Origin of the sequence: Amycolatopsis thailandensis (assembly GCF_042723255.1) — a bacterium.
In the GTDB taxonomy this organism is placed as follows: Bacteria; Actinomycetota; Actinomycetes; order Mycobacteriales; family Pseudonocardiaceae; genus Amycolatopsis; species Amycolatopsis thailandensis.
This window is the reverse complement of sequence record NZ_JBHXJK010000001.1, coordinates 102,607-120,259: the sequence shown is the minus strand read 5'-3', so window position 1 is coordinate 120,259 and position 17,653 is coordinate 102,607. Positions and strand designations below refer to the sequence as shown.

9 protein-coding genes are annotated in these 17,653 nt (G+C 70.7%); all 9 read left to right on the top strand.

All coding sequences use genetic code 11. The annotated features are described in order from the left end of the window. The first annotated feature begins 5 nt into the window (after positions 1 to 5). Genes ACFWMR_RS00555 through ACFWMR_RS00515 form a run of 9 tightly spaced genes read left to right on the top strand, consistent with a single transcriptional unit; the run spans position 6 to position 17,625 of the window. On the top strand, positions 6 to 617 hold the full coding sequence (locus ACFWMR_RS00555; RefSeq protein WP_378375748.1) for a YbaB/EbfC family nucleoid-associated protein: 612 nt from the start codon (positions 6 to 8) through the stop codon (positions 615 to 617). Next, positions 617 to 946, top strand: coding sequence for a WXG100 family type VII secretion target (locus tag ACFWMR_RS00550; RefSeq protein WP_378375746.1), 330 nt, complete (start codon positions 617 to 619; stop codon positions 944 to 946). The genes ACFWMR_RS00555 and ACFWMR_RS00550 overlap by 1 nt, the downstream gene beginning before the upstream one ends. A 10-nt stretch (positions 947 to 956) precedes the next feature. Beyond that, positions 957 to 8,291, top strand: coding sequence for a WXG100-like domain-containing protein (locus ACFWMR_RS00545; protein WP_378375826.1), 7,335 nt, complete (start codon positions 957 to 959; stop codon positions 8,289 to 8,291). Then, the gene (locus ACFWMR_RS00540; RefSeq protein ID WP_093934211.1) at positions 8,288 to 8,755 is read left to right on the top strand and encodes a hypothetical protein; all 468 of its coding nucleotides are present in this window, start codon (positions 8,288 to 8,290) and stop codon (positions 8,753 to 8,755) included. Before ACFWMR_RS00545 ends, ACFWMR_RS00540 begins: the two co-directional genes overlap by 4 nt. Before the next feature lie 37 nt (positions 8,756 to 8,792). Further along, positions 8,793 to 10,262: a TNT domain-containing protein gene (locus tag ACFWMR_RS00535; RefSeq protein WP_378375744.1), complete on the top strand. Its 1,470-nt coding sequence runs from the start codon at positions 8,793 to 8,795 to the stop codon at positions 10,260 to 10,262. After that, the gene (locus tag ACFWMR_RS00530; protein ID WP_378375742.1) at positions 10,263 to 12,509 is read left to right on the top strand and encodes an ADP-ribosylglycohydrolase family protein; all 2,247 of its coding nucleotides are present in this window, start codon (positions 10,263 to 10,265) and stop codon (positions 12,507 to 12,509) included. Between the two features lie 14 nt (positions 12,510 to 12,523). Beyond that, positions 12,524 to 14,539, top strand: coding sequence for a YrhB domain-containing protein (locus tag ACFWMR_RS00525; protein WP_378375740.1), 2,016 nt, complete (start codon positions 12,524 to 12,526; stop codon positions 14,537 to 14,539). A 4-nt stretch (positions 14,540 to 14,543) separates the two neighbouring features. After that, positions 14,544 to 15,656: an ADP-ribosylglycohydrolase family protein gene (locus ACFWMR_RS00520; RefSeq protein WP_378375739.1), complete on the top strand. Its 1,113-nt coding sequence runs from the start codon at positions 14,544 to 14,546 to the stop codon at positions 15,654 to 15,656. A 40-nt stretch (positions 15,657 to 15,696) separates the two neighbouring features. Further along, the gene (locus ACFWMR_RS00515; protein ID WP_378273578.1) at positions 15,697 to 17,625 is read left to right on the top strand and encodes a TNT domain-containing protein; all 1,929 of its coding nucleotides are present in this window, start codon (positions 15,697 to 15,699) and stop codon (positions 17,623 to 17,625) included. Positions 17,626 to 17,653: the final 28 nt, after the last annotated feature.

The window sequence follows — 17,653 nt, the reverse complement described above, 5'->3', positions numbered from 1 at the left end:
CTCAAGTGACGACGGCCGGCGACGACAGCGCACGCCTCGAAGCGCGCAATGCCGCCATGAAGGACCAGGTCGACACGCTGCTCGAGCAGTTCGAGCGTCAGACGGCCCAGCTCCGGGAGGCGCAGGACGCGGCTTCGCAGACGTCGGCGACGGTGGTCTCGCAGGACGGTCTCGTCCGCGCCACCATCGACGCGACAGGCACGCTCGCGAAACTGGAGATCCAGCCGAACGCCTTCGAGCGCACCAATCCCGCGCAGCTGGCCAACACCGTGCTGACCCTGGTGCGCCAGGGATCGTTGCAGGTCAAGCAGCAGGTCGCCGATCTGATGGCCCCGATCACCGAGGGCCTGCCGGACCTCTCGGATCTGATCGAAGGCGCCCCTTCGCTGCAAGGGTTGATGCCGTCGATCCCGGACTTCCTCGCGGAGGAGGAAGAAGAGGCACCGGCGAAGTCCGACGAAGACTTCGACGCCCCGCTGATGCTCAAGGACGACGCCCCGCCGCCTCCTCCGCCGTCGGCCCCGCCCGCGCCGAAACCGATTCCCAAACGGGTGCGTCAGACGCGGGACGATGACGAGGAAGAGCCGCCTTCGAGCTGGCTGACCAGGGGAGTCTGATGCCGAACGGTGGGGGCGGAGGCGGATTCACCGCCGATCCGGACGCGGTGAAGACGGCGGCGGCCAAACTGGGGCTCGCGGCGGATCAGCTGGACGACGCGGGCAAGGAACTGATGGCCGCGATCAACTCGCTCGGCCAGTGCTGGGGCGCCGACGACGCCGGCAAGGAGTTCGCGAAGGACTACGAGCCGGGCGCGAAGGGTTCGTCGGAAGGCTTCGCGAACATCGTCGAGGCGCTGCGCGGCATGCAGCACAACGTCGAACGGTCGACGACCGCGTTCACGAACGCCGAGGAAGAGATCAAGACGACGTTGGACAAGAAGGTCTGACGCCGTGGGTATGGAGATGCCCGACGCGGTCAAGTGGCTCTTGCCGATCGTCGTAGGGGAAAGCTGGCCGGAAGGCGACGAGGACAAGCTCCGCGACCTGCGCGACGCCTGGCACAACGCTTCCAAGGCCATCCAGCCGATCGCCGACACCGCGACCAAGGGCGCCACGGAGGTCCTCGGCGGCTGGAGCGGTCAGGGCGCGGAGAAGTTCGCCGAGGCCTGGAAGAAGTTCGTCGAAGGCGACGAGGCGTACTTCAAGTCGCTCGCCGATTCGTCGAAGGCGCTCGGTGACTCGTGCAACGCGACCGCGCTGGACGTCGAATACACGAAGTACATGATCATCATCTCGCTGGTGATCCTGGCCGCGCAGATCGTCGCGATGATCGCGGCCGCCGCGGTGACGTTCGGTGGTTCGACGGCGGGCATCGCGCCGGCGCAGATCGCCACCCGCATGACCGTCCAGATGATCTTCCGCCAGCTGATGCAGAAGCTCGCGCAGGAAGGCTTCAAGAAGGTCGCGAAGGAACTCCTCGAGAAACTTCTCAAGGAGGGCCTGAAGAAGATCGGCAAGGAAGTCCTCCAGAACACGGCAATGAACCTCGCCATGGACGCGGGCATCCAGGGCCTCCAGATGGCCAAGGGCGACCGCGACAGCTGGGACTTCAGCAAGACCAAGGATTCCGCGATCAGCGGCGCCGTCGACGGGGTGGTCGGCGCGGGCAGCAGCAGCATCGGCAAGGGCGCCACCAAGGGACTTTCCGACAGCGTGGGCGGCCAGATCGTCGACAGCGCCGCGCGGGGTGCCGTGCGCGGCGCGGCCGAAGGTGTCGCCAGCACGGTCGGACAGGCCGCCGTCACCGGTGACCTGGACAAGCTTTCGGCCAAGGACGTCCTGATGGGCGCTTCCGGCGGGGCCGTGGGCGGCGGCGTCGACGGGGCGAAGAGCCAGATCGGCGACATTCGCACCGCGAACACGCCGAGCGCCACTCCGGACGCCGATGGCCCCTCGACACCGGATGTGGATTCCGGGGATTCCGGGACGCCTTCGCGTTCTTCGAGCTCGCCGGACTCTTCGAGCTCTTCTCCGGACTCCGGCTCTTCTTCCAGCCGCAATTCGTCCTCTGATGGCGATTCGGGGCGCAGTTCGTCCTCTGATGGCGATTCTCCGGCGCGGAGTTCGTCCGGGCAGCCTGATTCGCAGGCGCAGTCGCAAGGACAGTCGCGTTCGGACGGCGGGAACCAGGCTCCGCAGCAGGCTTCTCAGCAGCGGGCGGCGGACAGCGATCGGGTCAGCCAGTCGTCGGCGCAGGCTCCGGAACGTCCGGCGGACGCCCCGGCGAACACCGGCGACGGTCAACGCGCGCCGCAGACCCACCAGAACGCTCCGGCGGCGGCCGCGGACAACGGCGCCGGGTCCGGTCAGCAACAGCAAGCCGCGGGGGCGAACCAGCAGCAGGCACCCGCGGCGAGCCCAGCCCAGTCACCGGCGGCAACACCCGCGGCGGCGCAGGCAGCCACGGCGAGCCCAGCCCAGTCATCGGCGGCGAGTCCGTCACCGGGGCCTTCGTCGGGTCCGGCTTCCGGTCCGTCACAGGGACCTTCGCCCAGTCCGGCCTCCGGCCCGTCACAGGCCGGCGGGATGCCGCCCGCCGCTTCCTCCGGCGCTCCTTCCCCGACCGGTGGCGCTCCCGCGTCTTCGGGTTCGGGCGGGTCGTCTTCCGGTGGATACGGGATGGCGTCGAACTCGGGTCCGAGCACGTCCGGACCGTCGGGCGGCTATGGCATGGCGCCCGGCGGCAATCCGCCGGGCAACGGCCCCGCTCCCGGTGGTTTTCCCCCTCCCGGGCACGATCCGGCACGGCCCGTGCGGCCGAACGACAGCGTCCAGGCCGCCGGTCTGTCCGGAAACGGCGGGCCGCCGCAGCCGCGCTTCGACCAGCAGCCCGGTCCGATGCCCTTCCAGGGTCAGCCCATGCAGCAGGGCCCGCAGGGTGGTTTCGCACCTCCTCCTCCGCCGCCTCCCGGTGGTGGTGGACCGATGCCGCCTCGGGGACCGCAGGGTCAGCCGGGTCCGATGGGCCCGCGGCCCACCGGACCGCAGCCGCCCCCTCCCCAGCACCCCGGTCAGGGCGGATACCCGCAGGACCGCGGGCCGCGCCAGCGTCCCCAGCAACCGCCGCAGGGTCCGCCGCCTCAGCAAGGTCCGCCGCGGCCGCCCCAGGGTTACCAGGGGAGGCCGGGGCAGGGTCCCGGTCCGAACGGCGGTGTCCCGCCGCGCCCGATGACCCCACCGCCGCCCGGGCAGCACCCCGGCCAGCGCGGTCCGGCGGGCTATCCGCCGCCTCCGCCGCGGCCCCAGCAGCCGGGTCCCGGCCCGTTCCCTGGCAACCGTGGCCCCGTGCCGCCGCCTCCGCCCGGACACCATCCGGGTCAGGGGAGTCAGCCAGGGCGCCCGGGGCCTGGCCGTCCGATGCCGCCCGGCGACGGGCCGCCGCGGTTCGGTGGCCAGCAGCCGCCACGTCCGCCGCAGGTCCCGGCGCCGCGTCCCGGCCAGGACGGGCACGCGGGTCCGCCGGACCGCACGCCCCAGGACCGGACGCAGCAACCGCCGCGGCAGCCTGCCCCGGTGCGGCCGACGGAGCCCGTGCCTCAGCAGGCACCCCAGGACCACGGCGCGAATCCGCCCAAGGACACCGACCTGCCCAGGGACGTCGAGGCGCCCAAGGACACCGACACTCACCACGACACCGAGGCGCCCCAGGACGTCACGCCGGACGACAAGACCACCGACGACATCGGTTCGACGGTCGACGAGCCGTACCTGACGGATCCGGGCTTCCACACGGACGACCCGGCGGCCTACCGCGCGCTCGCCGAAACACAGATCGACAAACGTGGTTTCGACGCCGACACCGGGGAAGCCCGGAGCGAACAGGTCCGTCGCGAAGGCCTCGCCAAGCGCGACGCGCATCCGGACCAGCGCGTCAAGGACATGTCGGATCAGGGCGCGTACGCGGTGCACAGCTACACGCGGACCGACATGGCCGAGCGGATCACCCACGCCCAGCGTCACGGTGGCGCGGAGCTGGACGCGCTCCGGCCGCACATCGAAGCGATCACCTCCGGCCTCAACGAGATGCCCACTTACGAAGGCGTCGTCTCGCGGCGGGTGAACTTCAACGGCAACGAAAGCGCGATCCGCGGCTTCCTGGAGGCGCACGGCAAGGGTCAGGTCATCGTCGACCCGCAGATGCTGAGCACGTCGCGGGTCACCGCCGATCATCCGCGCAGCATCTTCCCCGGCGAAGTCGAGATGCGCATCCAGTCGAAGACCGGACGCCACATCGAAGACCTCGCTTCCAAGCCGGAAGAGCGCGAAGTGCTGCTGAAGTCGGCGACGCAGTTGCGCGTCACCGACGTCAAGATCGGCCCGGGACATCCCGAACACCCCGACTACCAGGCGCGGATCAAGGACGGCACGGCCGCGGGCCTGCCGAAGTGGGTCGTCGAATGCGAGGAGGTCGTCGCCGGTGACGACGGCCACCTGAGCCCCGACGAGGTCCACCAGAAGGTCGCCGAGCGGCGCGAATACAACAACGCCGAGCAGGACCGGCTGGACCGGGAAGCGGCCGAAAGCGACGCCCAGCTGCGCCGCGATCACCCGGAACTGTTCCAGAACAAGGGTTTCGCCAGCCTCGACACCAAGATCTCCGACGGCAAGGGCGGCTGGATCGACGCCGCCGACCTCCCGGATCGGGAAGCCCCCACGCCGCCGAGGCAACACGTTCCCGACGGCGGCTGGTCCGAGCTGGCGAAGCCCCTGGAAGAGGGCGGGACGCCGGTCATCCACGCGGGTTCGACCGAGACCCCGCACCAGCAGGTCCGGCTGGTCATGGACGAACTCCCGGCGATCGGCGAGGCCAACACCCGCAACTACTACGCGCCCGAGTCGTGGAAGGACGGCTATCAGACCAACTCGGCCGAGGCGCTGGTCGCGTTCGAGAACCGGATGGACGGTGGCGACGCCGTCGCCGGGCCGTCGACCGGTGGCTCGCCGTTGCAGCACGTCAGCGACCGGCTGGGCGGACAGTGGTCGGATCGGAACGGCTTCGGCGACGTCGCCCGTGAGCTGGGCGAACGCCCGGTCGGCGCGCGGACCGCGGTGGCGTTCGAGCATCACGCCGCCGCCGATCCGAACGCGCCGGAAGGCTCGCCGCGGTCCAAGGACCGGATCGAGACCCGGATCGTCGCCGCGGTGAACACGCCGCACGGCGTGGTCTTCGCCGACCCGATGACCGGGCGGCTCGCGACGCTGCCCGACAACCCGACGTCGATCAAGGCGATGCCGATGGGCGGCGGCGACGCACCGCACACCCACACCGAAACACAGACGGGAACCCACACCGAGACGCGGCCGGAGACCCGTGCGGAGGCGCCGCCCCAGTCGACGGCCGACCGGCTTCGCGGCGACGACGAACCGCCACCGGTGGACCGGCCCGGCGAGCACGAGGCGCCCAAGACCGAACTCGACATCAGCGAGCGGCTCAAGGGCACCGAAGAGGCTCCCGCGCGGCACGACGAGAGCTACGTCGACGACGGGGACTTCCGCGGTTCGCCCGAGGATCACAAGAGCCTTCGTGACCGCTACGACAGCGCGGACCTCGCCGAGCAAGCCCGTGAAAAGGCGGTCCGGCGCCTTGAAGCAAGCCCGCTGAAGGACCGCGTCTCGCCCGAAGCGGCGGAGGCGATCTACTCGTACTCGCGTGAACACGCCTACGCGATCAACGAGGCGAACCGCCTCGGCGAGTCGCACCCCGGCTTCGAGAACGCCCAGCGCAGCACCCGGGCGATCGTCGGCGCGCTGAACGAGCTGCCGGACTTCCACGGCGAGTCCATCCGCGGCATCGACACCAAGGGCGACATGCGCGCCGCCGCGATCATGGCGGCGCATTACGAGCCCGGCCAGACCGTCCCCGAACCGACGATGACCAGCTCCACCATCAAGACGTCGCCGGACACGAAGTCGAAGTTCGGCGAGGACGTCGAGATCCACATCGTCTCGAAGACGGGCAAGGACGTTTCGTCGCTCGCCGAGAATCCGGGCGAGAACGAGTCCATCAACAAGCCGAAGACCCAGCTTTACGTCCACAGCAAGGAGTTCAAGACTCCGCCGCTGGTCGACCGGCCGAAGTGGGTCATCCACGCCGAAGAGGTCACTCCCGGCGACCCGCGCTACCTCGACCCCGAGACCGCCAAGCAGAAGATGGACGAGCGGCGGGCCCGGCACGCGGCGGAGGCGCCCGAGCTCGCCCGCCTCGCCCAGGAACGGTCGATGGCGCGCCTCGGCGGCTTCGACGAGCCGCAGACCCCGCCCATCACCGCGGAGAACCCGGCCGACCACGGGGTCGCGGACGCCGACAAGGGCCCCGAGTACGGCGAGCAGCCCGCTCAGGACCACAACGCCACCGACGACACGGCGGAGTTGCCGATCCCGGAGCGGGACTACTCGTCGATGGCGGTCGCGACGAACCCGCCGAGCGAACCGGCCATCCACGCCGGTTCGGCGAGCCCCGAGCAGCAGGCCGCGTACGTCGCCGACAGGCACCCGCGGCTCGGCGAGGTCAACCCGCATTTCAACGATCCCGACGCGCTCGCCAACGGCTACCGGTCCAACTGCACCCGCACCCCGGGCGCCTACATGGACCGGATGAACGGCATCGATTCGACGGCCGACCCGCTGCACCTGCACGAGATGGACAGCCGGGGCACGCTGGAGCACGTCGAGGAACGATTCGGCGGGCAGTTCTCCGACCGCGCCGACTACGACACCGTCATCCGCGAGATGCGGGACATGCCGGCCGATCACCACGCGGTCGTGGCGGTGAAGTACCTCGACGAGAACGGCGTCGAGCGCGGCCACGTCGCCATGGTCGCGAACACGCGGGACGGCGTCGCGTTCATCGACCCGCAGTCGGGCGCGCTGATGAACCTGCCGCATCCGCCGCTGGGCGTGAAGCTCATGCACGTCGGCGTGCCGGAAGGCCCCAGTGCCCAGCACACCGACGGGCACACGACGCGGACGGAAGCGGCCGCGACGAGGCCCGTCGACCCGCGGATCGCGTTCGCGCGGCCGGATCAGCCGGTGGACCCGCGCATCGCGTTCGCCAGGGAAGACACCCCCGACGTGCAGCCGTCGCGGATCGGCCCGGACGGCCGTCCGATCGTGACGCCGCCGCACGACGCGGGCTACGGCATGGCGCACGACGAGCCGCCTCAGGGGAACAGGGCCGAGGGCGAACGGTTCCTGAACGACCCCGAGGTCGCGGCCGCGGTGGACGGACTGGACCCGGACAAGAAACGGGCCGTTCACGAGGACGAGAACGGGGTCAAGCACGACGTCGGGCCGATGCGGGACTTCATCCGCGAGCACCTGCCGTCGCAACCGGAACTCGTCCGGCTGATGGAGCACCCGGACAACGCGTACCTGCGGGCCTCACTGCTGAACAACCCGATGACCATCGGCAGCCTGCTGCTGCACCCGGAGGCCATCCCGCTCCTCGAAGACGCTCTACGCGACGTCGAGGACCGCGGCCACCAGCTGATCGACGACGTCCACCAGGCAGGACCCGGCGACACTCCGCTGACGCAGGAGCAGCGGGACCTCGCGAACGAGGCCGCGGACATCGCCGCCGATGTGGGACCGCGCGATCAGTTCCACGCCGGATTCGATCGCGCGGACACCGGCGATCCCGTGAAGATCCAGGAGTTCCTGGACGCCGAACGGCAGGCGTGGCCGCAGAACCAGGGCGACCTCAACCGGATCGCCGAACGGATCGCGGCGGAGAACAACGGGGAATCGTCCGGCCGCCCCGGCCCGAAGGACGACGACCGCGCCCTGGCGAAGATCGCCGGCTACGACGGCGACGCGTCGAAACTCACCGACCTGGTGGGAGCGAAGATCCAGTTCGACACGCTGGCCGACGTCTACAACGCGCTGAACGCGGTGATGGCCGATCCGGATCTCAGGATCGTCAGCTTCGACGACCGGTTCGCGAATCCGCAGGACAGCGGGTACCGCGATCTCCAGATGAACGTCCGGCTGCCGAACGGGCACGTCGCCGAACTGCGGCTGCACCTGAGGCACATCGACACCGTCTCGGCCTACGAACACGCCTTGTACGAGGTCCGCCGCGACTTCCCGACCTACAACCGGACACTGGACGGGGACAACAAGAAGAAGTTGTCCCCGGAACAGGCACTGCTGGAAGCCGCCTTGATGGACCGGGTCCGGGAGAAGTTCATGGCCGGTCTCCGCAAGGGCCTGCCGCCTGAGGAGAACACGTGATCCAGACACCGTCCTTCTACACCTACTTCGGGAAGACCTACCGGGTCGAGTCGACGCCCGACGGGGGCCTGACCGGTTTCCTCCTCAACCCGCGCACCGGGGAGTTCGACGAAAAGCCGGAGCACGTGCGCGAGGTCATGTGGGCGATGGCGAGTTCGGACATCAGCAAGGTGCCCGAGGAGAAGTTCGTCCAGGAGACCGAGCGCGCCCGCGAGTACTCGCTCAAGGGCGCCGGGCCGATCTTCGCCCTCTACGAGACCATCGACGGTCTGTACGAGCAGGCCAAGCGCGAGAACCGCCGGATACAGCCGCAGGAATCGGCCTTGATCCGGTCGCTGCGCGAACGCACCTTCAAGATGTGGGAGGACGAGCTGGCCCGCCGCGCCGCCGGTGAACCGCCGTCGTTCCGGGCGGAGCCGCGCTTCCCCGAATACGAACCACCGGAGGAAGGGGCCTCGGAATGAGCCTGCTCAGCCGGCCGGACCGGGCGCGATGATTCACGTGGAACAACTCACTTCCGAACAACAGCGCGGGCTGCTGGTCCGGATCGGCAGGCTCATCCTGGCGGGGATCACCGACCCCGCCCACGCCGCGGCCGCCGATTTCCGGCAGGCCGGGGGGCACTCCGAACTCGAAGGCCACAACGTCACGCCCGCCGCCGAGCTGAACGAGCTCTTCGGCAAGCTGCGCACCGGCATGTACGCCATCGGCCGGGGCACCTGGTTGCAGTCGCGGTTCACGCTCAAACCCGACGGCACCTTCGACTTCGACTTCACCCTCGACGACGAGCCCGCGTGGACCGAGGCACCGGCTGCTTCGGCGTACCCGGACGAGCTGGCCGCGTTCCCGCGCGAGGACGAGCACATCCCGGACTGGTGGCGGCTGCGCGCGCAGCTGCCGTTGCGGGTCGGGTTCCGGCACGCCCGGATCGTCGACGCCTACACCGAGGGTGAGCCTCCGGTGGTGGACAGACCGGAGCTCGACGAGTCCGAAGCGCCGCTGGTCGCGCAGTACCTGGAGCGCGAACCGGCGATCCTGTCCGGCAGCGGTCTCGGCAAGGACATCTTCGAGCCCGACGCCGCCGGAGACGTCCCGGAGAGTTACCACACCGACGGCACCTGGATCTGGCACGCGTCCGTCCCGCACTACCTGCGGAAGTACGGCATCCCGCCGGAGCCGGAGCTCGTCGAGCACATCCGGGGCCAGCGGTTCCAGCCGCCGTACGTCGAGCATCTCGTGCGGCGGACCGCGGAGGCGGATCTGCTCGGCAAGCCGAGACCGAAACCGGGCCGCTCCGACGTCAAGAAGACCGAAGGTGACATCGCCGCGGAGCTGGAGACGTCGCCGAACCCGTCGTTGACCGACGAAGAACTCCTGGTCGTATTGGTCAGCAGGCTCGGCGAGCACGCCGTCTGGCCGGAGGCGTATCGCATCGGGGACCGCGCGGACGGCGCCTGGTGCCTCAACTTCACCGAGAAGGGCTGGGAGGTCGCGGCCTACGCCAAGAGCTCCCCGGTGTCGCCGAAGTACTTCGAGAAGCTCGAAGACGCGGCTCATCAGCTCCTCGGCGCGGTCCTGCTGCATCCGGCGCGGATGACCGCCGGACACGAGACACCGCTGGAGACCGCGAAGGAACTCGCCGACTGGCCGGTGCGCGCCGCCCCGGGTGAGCCTCCCCTCACCTTGCTCCGCAACAAGCGCGTCAGCCGGATGGTCGCCGGTACGGTCGTACTGCGGTTCGGCGAGGAAACCGGCAATCTGGTTCACCACGGAGGGGTACGGTTCGCCACGACGTCCCTGCCGCTGGAACGGGAGCGTGTCGGTGGGACCTACCGGCTGCGACGCCCGCTCCACGTGATCATCGGTGTCACCGTCCCTTGGGCGAACATGCCCGGCGGGGCGGTGGCCTACGTGCTCCCGAGGACCATCGCCGAGCACGTGTCCGACGGCAGCCTGGAGAGGATCGAGTAGGTGGAATCGGCGGAAGCGGTAGCCAAGGTCGAAGAGTGGCTGCGCGCGGTCCACGGTCCGGACGTGTCCGAACCGGGCGGCGCCGGCCTGCGCGTGAACCACGAAAAGGTCCTGCGAATCCCCGAGGGCTGGTCGGTCCCCTACAACACGATCGCCTTCCTCGACGAGGGTCATGCCGAGAAGGAGATCTTCCCGCCGCCGTCGGTGACCGTCCGCGAACCGGACGGCGAACTGCGCCAGGCGCATCCGCAGCCCGGCGGGCTCAGCGTCCCGGTCGCGTTCCCCGGCCAGGAGGCGTGGCGCGAGGTCGTCGATCCCGAATACGCGAAGGCCGGGCTCGGTGACCTCGGGGTCCCGCCGCCGGTCGTCGCGGGCTGGGTCAAGGTCAACGCGGAAGGCGTGCAGACCGGGGAAGAGCGCGAGAACCCCGAGTACCGGGCCGGCCCCGTCCGCCGGGGCTACCCGAAGCCGGAGAACAAGCTCGAAACGCTGCTGTCGTTCGCCAGCGTCGGCTGGCTGACCAGGGAACAGCTGCTCATCGGGCTGCTGCGCTGCGAGGTCTACGTCCCGCTGGACCTGGCGTCGGGCAAGACCGAGCGGTTCTACTTCAACGAGGAACGCGCCGAGCTGAGGGTGTTCAGCTCGACCAGGAACCTCCCGTCCCGCGAGCACGGGTACTGGAAGGTCGACATCGCGACCCTGGCCGGGTACGAGAGCCCGCCGAACCTCGTGATCAACGGCGGGCCCGCGACGTTCGAGGACGTCAGCGGCGCCGAACTCGCCGAGACCGCCCAGCGGTTCCCGCGCCGGGACGCGTCCGTCGACGTCAACGAACGCTGCCCGGAAGCGGACCCGGAGCTGGAGACCCTCGCCGCCGACACCGCCGCGAAGATGGGCCTGCCCGAGCCGGTGAAAGCCCCGCTCGCCGCCGCCGAACGGGCTCGCCGTCGCGGCTTCGAACTGACCGTCGAGGAATGCCAGAAGACCGTCCTCGGCCAGTCGTGGCTGGCGCGGCTCAGGCGGCCGGAGCCGCCGCGCGGCCGTCCGAACGACCTGCGGGCGAACGGGCTGGCGCCGGGCTACGACAACGAGGGTCAGATCGAGCCGCGCCTGGACACCTTCGGCAAGTACTTCGACCGAGACCGCTCCAGCTCGCGTTATGGCTGGCAGCGCGTCACGGGCGCCTTCGTGGGCTTCGCGCTCGGCGAGGCTCTCGGAGCGGCCGTCGACCGGATGCGGCTCGGCGAGATCCACGACACCTACGGCCCGGACGGGGTCACCGACCTGCCGGTCGCGTTCGACCTGCCCGGCCGGGTCGGGCCGCTCACCCAGCGGCTGCTGTTCTACACCGAGGCCGTGATCCGCAGCCCGCATCGCGAGCAGCCGGAGAACCGCGACGCCGAACAGGCGCTCGGGACCGTCGCGCGCAACTCGCTGATGCGCTGGCTGCACACCCAGGGCGCGCCGCTGGACAACGCCGACGGCTGGCTGGTGAAGGTGCCGGAGCTCCGCGTCCGCCGCACTCCCGACGACGCCGAGCTCAACGCCTACCACGCGCTGGCGACGGTCTCGCCGACCGCGATGCCGATGAGCGGACCGGACGCGCTGGTCGCGGCGCTGCCGGCGGCGATGACCGCGGCGGGCCCGGGGAGCGCGATGAGCGGCGGCGTCCGCCAGGCGGTGCGCGACCTCGTCTCGGTCACCCACCCCGGCGAGATCGACGTCGAGGCGGCGACCTATCTGACCTGGCTGTTCGAGCCCGCGCTGACGTCGGAGGCGTTCAGCTACCCGGTCTGGAACATCTCCCGGGAGATCTTCAGCGACCAGAACCCGCACCAGCGGGGGCCGGTCTGGGCGGATCTCAAGGCGATGGTCGCGGAATCGGTGCCGTTCTTCGGCAAGCACGGCCTGCCGGATCTGCGTGTCCCGGAGCTGATCGGCGACGGCAAGGGCACGCTTTCGGTGCTGGGCCGCGCGTTCGCGGCGCTGTCCGGATTCGAGAACTACCCGGAGCAGGCGCTGCTGCGGGCGGTCAACCACTCGGGCCGCAGCGCGATCACCGGTGCCATCGCCGGTGCCCTGCTCGGCGCCCGCACCGGCATTCCCGGTCTGCCGCAGAAGTGGGTCGATCAGCTGGAGCTGCGCTACCTGGTGGAGAACATCGCCACGGACGCGTTCTGGCACTTCGACCGCCACTCGGCACTGCACGAGGTCGACGGCTGGGACCGGCGGTATCCGCGCTGGTGACTGGAATGGGGACGATGAACGAAGAGGAAGCCGTCAGCCGCGTCGAAGAGTGGCTGACGGACAGGGGCGGGGAGGGGACCGGCGCGCTGCGGGTCCGCCGCGAGTACGTCGTGCGCGCGACCGACGGCTGGAACGTCACCTACAACACCGTCGGCTGGCTCGACGGGACCGATCCCGGCGCGGGCCTGTTCCCCAGCCCGGTCGCGTTCGTCCCGGACGACGGCGGCGAGATCCGGCTCGACCTGGAGCTGATGGCGGTTTCGGCGGCCGGCGACGACAGCGACGCGTTCACCCGCTGGGCGGAAGTCGTCGACCCCGAGTTCGACCCTTCCGTGGCCCCCGGGATGCCCGTGCCGAAGGCGGCGATCGCGCGCTGGGAGCAGTACACGCTCTACGGCGAGCCGACCGGCGCGGTCCGCGCGAACCCGGATCACCGGCCGGGGCCGCGGTTCTCCGGCCGCCCGGCGCCGGAAAGCGAGGTCGAGACACTGCTCGGCTACCTCCGCGTCGAGTGGATCACGCCGGAGGAGTTCGTCCACTGGATGCTGGACCTGGATGTCCTGGCCCCGGCGAAGGACGGCCACCTGCAGGTCCGCGACTTCGGTGACGCCGGCCTGCGGTTCGTCGTCTACACCTCCGAGGCGCAGGTCCCGTCCGAGTACACGGTGTGGCAGCGAATCCAGCCCCGGGTGCTGCTGCGGCGGGCCAAGGACACCCCCGGTGTCGGCCTGCTGGTCAACCCGGGACGTCCGGAGACCTTCAACGTCTACCCGGAGACGCTGCGGCAGGTCGCCGACCTCGACCTTCCCGCGGGAACCGAACGCCCGGAGTCCGTCGGTCGTCCCGCGTACTTCACCGGTGAGTACGACGGCGCCGCCGTCGCGAACCTGCGAAGCCTGGTCGACCAGGCCAGGGACAACGGCTACCCCCTGAGCTCCGACGAACTCGCCCGCTACACGCGGGCCGCGACGCTGTCGTTCGAGCGCTCGCGGGCGAAGTACGACGGCCGCCCGCTGCCGGAACTGCCCGAAGACCTCTTCGCCGCCGGACTCGTGACGCACTTCTACGACGACGGCGAGCCGCGTCCGACCGCCTGGACGTTCGGGAAGTTCTACGACCCGACGATCCCCGTCGGCAGCTTCGCGTACCCGCGGCTTCTCGGCGCGTACATCGGCTTCGCGCTCGGGGACGCGCTCGGCTCGGGCGCGGATCCCGCCGACGGCCTGCCGCTGGGCGGGCTGACCCGGCAGCTGCTGTTCCACACCGAATCGGTGATCCGCGGCCTGGACGCGACTCCGGACAAACCCGAGATCCCCGCGTCGCTCCCCGCGGGCGGACGGCCGGACGGCTGGGTCGCCAAAGCCACCGCGTCCGCCGGACCGCCTCCCGCCGAGTTCTCGGCCATGTTCGCGACGGCGCTCGCCGCGACGGTGACCGGCGGGACGCAGGGTCCCGCCGACAGCGCCTTCTACGCGATGAAGGTCGTCCGTGAACTGGTCGGTTCCGCGGCAGGCCACGAGGTCGTCCACGGCGCCGAACTGCTGGTGAACGTGTTCCGCGCGCAGCTGGCGGCCCGGAACGGCGAACCCGCGGTGGCGAACTTCCTCGAAGGCTTCGACGGGTACAGCGGCGAGGTCGGCGACTTGGTCGAGACCGTGCTCGGTCTCCGGAACGACATCGACGGCGAAGACGTCGAACAGTTCGACAGCATCGGGGACGGCCGCACGCCGCTTTCGGTGCTCGGCAGGGCGGTGTTCGCCGCCGCCAAACGGGGCCACGACCCCGAGGCGGCGCTGACACTGGCCGCCCGCGGCGGCTCGGTGACCGCGGCGCTGACCGGGGCGATGGTCGGCGCCAGGGTCACCGTGCCCGGCCTGCCGGAGTCCTGGCTCGCGGCGTACGCCGACCTCGGCGTCGTCGACGCCATGGCGGGCGACGCCTATTACTACTTCAACCGGTTCGGTCTGCCCCGCGAACCCGAGGAGCGGCGGCGCTGGGACGCGAAACGGTACCCACGAGGAGAACAGTAGAGAAATGCGCGAGTGGCTTCAGGGACCGGCGACCAGGTCGCGGCTGCGCGGCAGCCTGTACGCCGGGGCGATCGGCGACGCGCTCGGCGCGAAGACCGAATTCGACTCGATCGACCGCATCCGGGAGATCGCCGGGCCCGCCGGGATCACCGACCTCATCCCCGCGTACGGCGGGGTCGGGCGGATCACCGACGACACCCAGATGACGCTGTTCACCCTGGAAGGCCTGATCAGAGCCCATGCCGCCGCCCGGCGGGAGCAAGGGACCTTTGCTATCGCCGTCGAGCAGTCGCTGCAGCTGGCCTACCAGCGCTGGCTGCACACCCAGGGCGTCTCGTGGGAGCGGGCGCGCGGCCCGGAGAACACGAGCACGGACCCGGACGGCTGGCTGATCACGAACCGCGAGCTGTTCAGCCGTCGCGCGCCCGGCCTCACCTGCTTCAGCGAGCTGGAGGCGTACGGCAAGACCGGCGTGCGCGCGGGCATGGACAAGCCGGTGAACAACTCGAAGGGCTGCGGCGGCGTCATGCGCGCGGCGCCGGTCGCGCTGTGGTCGGACGATCTCGCCGAGGTGTTCCGGCTCGGCGCCGAGAGCGCGGCGCTGACGCACGGTCACCCGAGCGGGTATCTCTCGTCGGGTGCTTTCGCGGTGATCGTGCACGAGCTGCTGACCGGGAAACCGCTGCTCGACGCGGTCGCGATCGCCCGTGCCGAACTGGAGAAGTACCCGGGGCACGAGGAGCAGAGCGTCGCGCTGGACCAGGCGCTCGCGCTGGCCCGCGAAGGGGCTCCGACGCCGGAGAAGCTCGAAACGCTCGGCCAGGGGAACGTCGGCGAAACCGCGCTCTCCATGTCGGTCTACGTCGCACTGGCCACCGCGGACCCGAACGTCGCGCTGCTCGCGTCGGTGAACCACAGCGGTGACAGCGACTCGACCGGATCGGTCTGCGGGAACCTCGTGGGCGCCATGTACGGCGAGGAAGAGCTCGACACGGACTGGCTCGTGAAGCTGGAATTGACCGAGGTCATCGGAGAGCTGGCGGACGACGCGCTCGCGGAGTTCGGCGGGAACGCCCCGGGTGACGACCGGTGGTACGCCCGCTATCCGGCCCACTAGATTGACCTCCGGTCTGGGGATCTTGGGGAGGGGACACAAAGTGCGTTACCGGGTTCAAGCGGCGGAGCGGCCGGATGGCCTGTACGCCGTCTGGGGGGACACCGTCTTCGCGGCCCAGCGGTCGACCGAGGACGGCACGTTGCTGCTCATCGCGCCGCCGGGGGAAGCGGCGCCCGAGGGCTTCGACCGCGACTGGAACGGGCGGCCCGCCCGCGTCGTGCTGAACGGCGAGGTCGGCGTGACCTTCAGCCTCCAGTCGTACGGCCGGTTCGACGACGAGCACTTCCAGATCGCGCCGCACACCGGCGGCGGCGACCTGACCTTGCGCTGGGCGGGCGAGGACGCGGCCCGCGCGGCCGAACTGGGGCTCACAGACTTCTCGACAACGGCCGCGCCCTCGCGGCTGACGGCGTTGTGGCAGACCAGGCACGACTTCGTCGAGTCGCCGGAAGCCCGCCCCGAGATCGGCACGGGCGACCAGCCGCCGCTGCTGCGCGCCATCGGGCGGACGCTGCTGCGGGTGCTGCCGCCCGGCTGGCAGCGGGTGGGCGCCCAGTTCCGGCAGGTCGGCGACTACTCCGAGCTGGAGGTCCGCTCGGTCGGCGACGAGGGCAACGGCCCGGTGTCGGTGTCCCTCGCGGCCCCGCCGGAGCTCGGCTCGCTGTTCGCTCGGCTGCGCGCGGCGATGCACCAGCCCGAGACCGGCACCTGGTTCCAGGGCACCTTCACGCTGGACTCGGAGTCGCACTTCGACTTCGACTTCGACGCCGAACAGGAACCGACCTGGCGGCTCGCGCCGAACGAGGGCGGGAAGCCGTCGCCGCGCGCGTACGCGACCGAACTCGCGATCTTCCCGCGCGACAAGCAGCACGTCCCGGCCTGGCTCTCGGCCAAAGCCGGTCTCCCGCTGGACGTCGCGTTCCGGCACGCGAAGGTCGCCGACGCGCACAACGAGGGCGAACGCCCGGTCGTCAACCGGCCGCCGGTGCCGCCGGACATGATGCGCGGCGTGCTGGACTACCTCTTCCGCTCGCCGGTGGCGGTGTCCCGGCCGGGTCCGCAGCCCGACATCTTCACCCCGAACGGCCCGCCGGACGTGCCGAACGCCTTCCACACCGACGGCGTCTGGATCTGGCCCGCGGCCGTCCCGCACTACCTGCGGAAATACGGGGTGCCGCCGGAGCCGGAGCTGGTCGAGCACATCCGGGCCGCCGGGTTCCGGCCGCCGCTGGTCGGCGAGCTGGTGCGGGCGACAGCCGAGGCGGAGATCGTCGGCAAGCCGCGGCCGCCGCAGACCGCCGCGGACCTGCCGGACGAGAGCGTCCGCACCCGCGTCGAACGCGACGGCGAACCGGTCCGCGACATCCGGGCCGCCGAGGTGCTGGAAGTCCTGTACCAGCGCCTCGCCGAGCACGGCGTCGCGCCGACGTCCTACCGGATCGGCGCGAACGCGGTGCCGGAGCCGGGCCTCTGGACCCTGCGCCGCGCCGAGAACGGCTGGGAGGTCTCGCGGCCGCCTTCGGACGAGCCGGTGGCGTTCGCCAAACTCGAAGAGGCGGCGCGGTTCTTCCTCGGCACCCTGCTGCTGTACCCGGCGCGGGCCGCCGTGGGCGCGAGCGAGGAGGCCGACAACCCGGCCGACTGGCCGATCCTGCCGCTGCGGGGCGAGCCGCCGCTGAACTTCTTCCGCCGCAAGCGGATCATCGTGCTGCCGGCGGGCACCACGGTGCAGCGGTTCGGGAACGAGACCGGCAACCTCGTGCACGCGGAGACGGCTCGGTTCGTCGAGACGTCGCTGGCCGCGGAGCGCGAACGCGAGCGCCGCCTGTACCGCGTCCTGCGGCCGCTGCGCGTGGTCACCGGCATCACCGCGCCGTGGAACGGGACACCGGGCGGTGCCGTGGCTTATGTGCTGCCCCGGCCGCTCGCCCAGCATCTCGAATCCGGCGCGCTGTCCCGCGTCCAGTGAGCCGCATTTAGTCCTCTGGATGCGGTCC